Annotated in this window: 7 protein-coding genes; all 7 read right to left on the bottom strand. The window is 32.9% G+C overall.

The genetic code is table 11. The features are described from left to right. The coding region (locus tag QZ260_RS08435; RefSeq protein WP_295985018.1) for a radical SAM protein at window positions 1-332 on the bottom strand (332 nt) is incomplete at its 3' end. Beyond that, window positions 332-1,243: a bifunctional molybdenum cofactor biosynthesis protein MoaC/MoaB gene (gene moaCB, locus QZ260_RS08430; protein ID WP_295985016.1), complete on the bottom strand. Its 912-nt coding sequence runs from the start codon at window positions 1,241-1,243 to the stop codon at window positions 332-334. The genes moaCB and QZ260_RS08435, both read right to left, overlap by 1 nt. A 133-nt stretch (window positions 1,244-1,376) precedes the next feature. Further along, window positions 1,377-1,820, bottom strand: a complete 444-nt coding sequence (locus QZ260_RS08425) for a molybdenum cofactor biosynthesis protein MoaE (RefSeq protein WP_295985014.1) — start codon at window positions 1,818-1,820, stop codon at window positions 1,377-1,379. Continuing rightward, window positions 1,810-2,907 (bottom strand): HesA/MoeB/ThiF family protein, encoded by a 1,098-nt coding sequence (locus tag QZ260_RS08420; protein WP_295985012.1) that lies wholly within the window; start codon window positions 2,905-2,907, stop codon window positions 1,810-1,812. The genes QZ260_RS08425 and QZ260_RS08420 overlap by 11 nt, the downstream gene beginning before the upstream one ends. A 6-nt stretch (window positions 2,908-2,913) precedes the next feature. Next, window positions 2,914-3,147: a MoaD/ThiS family protein gene (locus QZ260_RS08415; RefSeq protein WP_295985010.1), complete on the bottom strand. Its 234-nt coding sequence runs from the start codon at window positions 3,145-3,147 to the stop codon at window positions 2,914-2,916. Next, complete coding sequence (locus QZ260_RS08410) at window positions 3,131-3,715, bottom strand: molybdenum cofactor guanylyltransferase (RefSeq protein ID WP_295985008.1); 585 nt, start codon at window positions 3,713-3,715, stop codon at window positions 3,131-3,133. Before QZ260_RS08410 ends, QZ260_RS08415 begins: the two co-directional genes overlap by 17 nt. Next, the coding region (locus QZ260_RS08405) for a sulfite exporter TauE/SafE family protein (protein ID WP_295985007.1) at window positions 3,716-4,198 on the bottom strand (483 nt) is incomplete at its 5' end.

The following is a 4,198-nucleotide window of genomic DNA, read 5'->3' as shown; positions in this document are numbered from 1 at the left end:
ACATCAATAAATTTATCAATAATAACAGCGTTGGAAGTGATGGATAATTCAACAGGAAGTGTGGCTAGTTTTTCTAAAATAACAGGTATATCTTTTCTAATTAGTGGTTCACCACCCGTAAGTCTAATTTTAGTTACGCCATGGTCTGAGAAGGTTTTAGCGATTTTATAAATTTCTTCATAGGTCATTAAATGACTTTTGGGAGATAATGCAACGCCTTCTTCAGGCATGCAATACGTACAACGTAAATTGCAACGTTCAATTAGTGAAATACGCAAATAGGCATGGTCTCTACCGTGTGAATCAAGTAATATGTTTTTATGATTTTCCATTAATCGTGTCTAGCACCTTTTAAAATTCTGAAAATATGTAATACCGATGGAAATATAGCATCCATCGATTCCTTGGCTCCGTTTGTTGATCCGGGTAAAGCTAAGACTAAAGTGTCTTCAATGGTGCCAGCTACACTTCTTGAAAGCATGGAAAATGGTGTTCTGTCTTGACCATAATTCCGAATAGCTTCTTCTATACCGGGAATACGTCTATCTAATAATGGAATTAATGCTTCTGGAGTTACATCCCTTCCTGAAAGACCTGTTCCTCCTGTGTAAATGACCATGTCAATACCTTGTTTTTGGTATGATTTTACTTTTTCTTGAATGACATCTATTTCATCTGGGATAATCACATATTCAGATATATTAACATCACATGATTCAAGCTTGTTAATAATAGCTTTACCTGCTTTATCTTCTTTATGACCTGCTGAAATACTATCACTACAAACCACAACGGCTGCAGTTAAGTCTTTTCTGAATTTATCTCTAAAATCAGATTTGCCACCTTTTTTACTTAAAAGCTTAATAGCATGTATTTCAATCCCCTTGTCAATAGGTTTTAGCATGTCATACATATTTAAAGCTACAACACTTGCTCCATGCATGGCTTCAACTTCAACACCCGTTTTATAAATGGTTTTTACAGTAAATAAAACTGTAATTTCAAGTCCGTTAACATTATACTCCACGCCTGTAAATTCGATTGGTAAGGGGTGACAGTCTGGTAAAATATCTGGTGTTCGTTTTACACCTAATAAACCAGCCGCTTTACTCATAGCAAATACGTTGCCTTTAGGAACGATGTCATTTTCTATAGCTCGTATTGTTTCTGGCTTGCTAACCTTTAAAATCGCCTGTGCAACTGCGGTTCTTAATGTTGTGGTTTTATTTGTGATATCTACCATAATATGTTGATTCGTAGAATTGTTTAATTGTTTAACTGTGCTTTTCGTAAAGCGTTTAGCTTGTTAGAGTTTTTTTTAACTTTTTCTAACTTATTCATAATTATTTTCATGATTAAAAATTTCAAAAAAACTACTAAGAGTTTTTCTTCCATTGATGCGATTCATCTTCAAAAACTTCTTTTCCAAAAACAGGAACATCTGCTTTAATGGCTTCTACAATATATTCTAAAGCTTCAAATACTACTTTTCGTCTTGGAGATGACACAAAAACAAAAAGGCATATTTCTCCGGCTTTTACCGTTCCTAAGCTATGGTAAATGTGCATACAAGTCAGTTCGAATTGTTCAAAAGCAGCTTCTCTAATCTCATGAAATTTAGCATTTGCCATATCTTCATAAGCTGTATATTCAATTGCCAACACTGTTTTTTCATCAATGTCATCGGCTCGCACTTGACCTAAAAAAATGTTATGTGCACCAATGCTTGTTTTTGTTTGATGTTTGTAAATGGAATTTCCTATAAATTCTGAGGTAATCGCACCTTCTTTAAATACACTTTTAGGTTTTTTATCTTGCATTTGACGATATTTTATGATGTTCTGTTATAATAGTTTTTATTTCTGAAGCGCCTTCTTTTAAGCTAAAACAGTTTTCAATACTTAATTTTTGCAACACTTCTACTGCACGTTTACTTCGTATTCCTGATTGACAAAAAATGGCTTTATTTTTTTCTGAATCCATTTTATCTAGATTATTTTCTAATTGACTTAACGGAATATTTGTTACTTCTAAGCTCTCAATTTTTGGTAGTTCATGTATTTCTCTTATATCAATAAACTGAATGTTTTTTTTAGATAACAGATCTTTAAATGAGACAATTGCTACTTCAATTTCACAAATAGAATCTATTTTTTTTTTATGAAAGGTCTCTTTATTCTTTAGAACAGATTGAATCGTTTTTTCCGATCTACTAATTCTTATTATTGAATTTTGAAGCGTTAAGGCATTGAAGCACAATAACTTTCCAGAAAGCATATTACCGAATTCTAATATTATTTTTATGACCTCATTAGCTTGCATAGCCCCAATAATTCCAGGAAGAACACCTAATACACCGACCTCAGAGCAATTTGGAATACTACCTTTTTCTGGAGGATGGGGAAATATACAGCGGTAACTTGGTCCGTTTTTATAATTGAAAATAGAAACCTGTCCTTCAAATTTATAAATAGCTCCAAAAACCAAAGGTTTGTTTGAAATAATACAAGCATCGTTGACTAAGTAGCGTGTTTCAAAATTATCAGTTCCATCAACAATAATATCATATTTGTGAAATAAATCAACAGCATTACAATGGGTTAATTTTTTAGGATAAGCTACTATAGAAATTTCATCATTTAAATCCTCTAAACGTTGTTTAGCAGCTTCAGCTTTATTTTTTCCAAGTGTTGACGTTCCAAATAAAACTTGGCGTTGCAAATTAGAAATATTAACACTGTCAAAATCTACAATACCAATGGAGCCAACACCTGCAGCAGTTAAGTATTGTAATATTGGGCAACCTAAACCACCAGCACCAATGACTAATACTTTGGCGTTAGAAATCTTGTCTTGTCCAGCTTGACCTATTTCTGATAATATGATATGTCTGTTGTATCTACTCATAATTAATCAACCACCCGCAAAAGGAGGTAATAATGCAATGTCATTTCCAGTTAGTTCAGTCTCCATTGAAACCAATTCTTGATTTTGAGCAATTTGAAAATTTTTGGTTCTCAAATTTGAATATTTCAAATACAGGGTTTCTACTAGTTCTGAAACTATGATACCAGAAAACTCTAAATTTTCCTCTTTAGTCTGCGTTAATTCAGCTATTTGGCCAAAATATTTAATGTTTATATACATCTTCAATTGCTTTTAAGTCGGTTTGAGTATTCACATTCATAGTAGAAAACTCAAACTCTTTTTCTAATATTATATTTTTTGATTCACAGGCTTTAATAGCGAATCGCAAACGCCTTTCATCTTCTTGTAAAAGAGTGTTGAATTTGTCCTTAATTTTCCTTTTGTATAGTGCGATTAGAGGCATGGTTTTACCGTTACTTTCAATTTGAACGATATCAGAAGTTTCATCTAAACCATCAATCAATTTTTTTACTATGTTAGAAGTAATCAAGGGGATATCACAACTCAGAATCACATTATATTCTGTTGTTGAGGCTTTTAATCCGGAGTAGATTCCTGCCACAGGACCAGCATTTTTTGTTATGTCATTAACACGTTTTAGTCCGAGTGTATCATATTTAGAATCATCAGAAACAATAATAATTTCTGACACAAATGGTTTTAAAGCATCAATACTATACTGAACAAAAGGCTTGTTATTTAATAAAAGAAACCCTTTATCCGTTTTCATTCTTGAGCTTTTTCCTCCTGCTAAAATGATGCCCGTTATGTCTTTTCTATCTATCATTTAAGTGAAAAATAATTTAACACTAGCTATAATGAGTACAAATGCTAAAATGTACCTTAAATTCTGACTATTTATTTTTTTGCTACCATAGTAACCGCCTAAAACAGCTCCAATTAAAGCGATGCCAACTAATAAAAACGATTCTTTTTCTATGGTTATTCCACTACTAAGTTGTCCTGTTAAACCTGCCGCAGAATTTACCCAAATAAATAACGCGGAAACCGCTGCAGCTTCTTTCATATTTCCCCAATGTAATAGCAAAATAACAGGCGTTAATATAATGCCTCCACCAATACCAATCAATCCGGAGAAGAATCCAATAACACCGCCAACAACTAGTCCTTGCCACAGTCTAGTTTCTTTCGTTTGGTCGTTTTCTTTTCCAAAAACATGAAGCATTTTTAAAATGGCAAAAATGAGCAAAAGGGCCAAAATCTTTTTGTAGATTGAAGCATCGACTTCTATAGTACCACCAATAAATGC

It is taken from the genome of uncultured Algibacter sp., assembly GCF_905480415.1.
GTDB lineage: Bacteria > Bacteroidota > Bacteroidia > Flavobacteriales > Flavobacteriaceae > Algibacter_B.
Note: the sequence above shows the minus strand (reverse complement) of the source record. Positions and strands in the feature narration are given on the sequence as shown.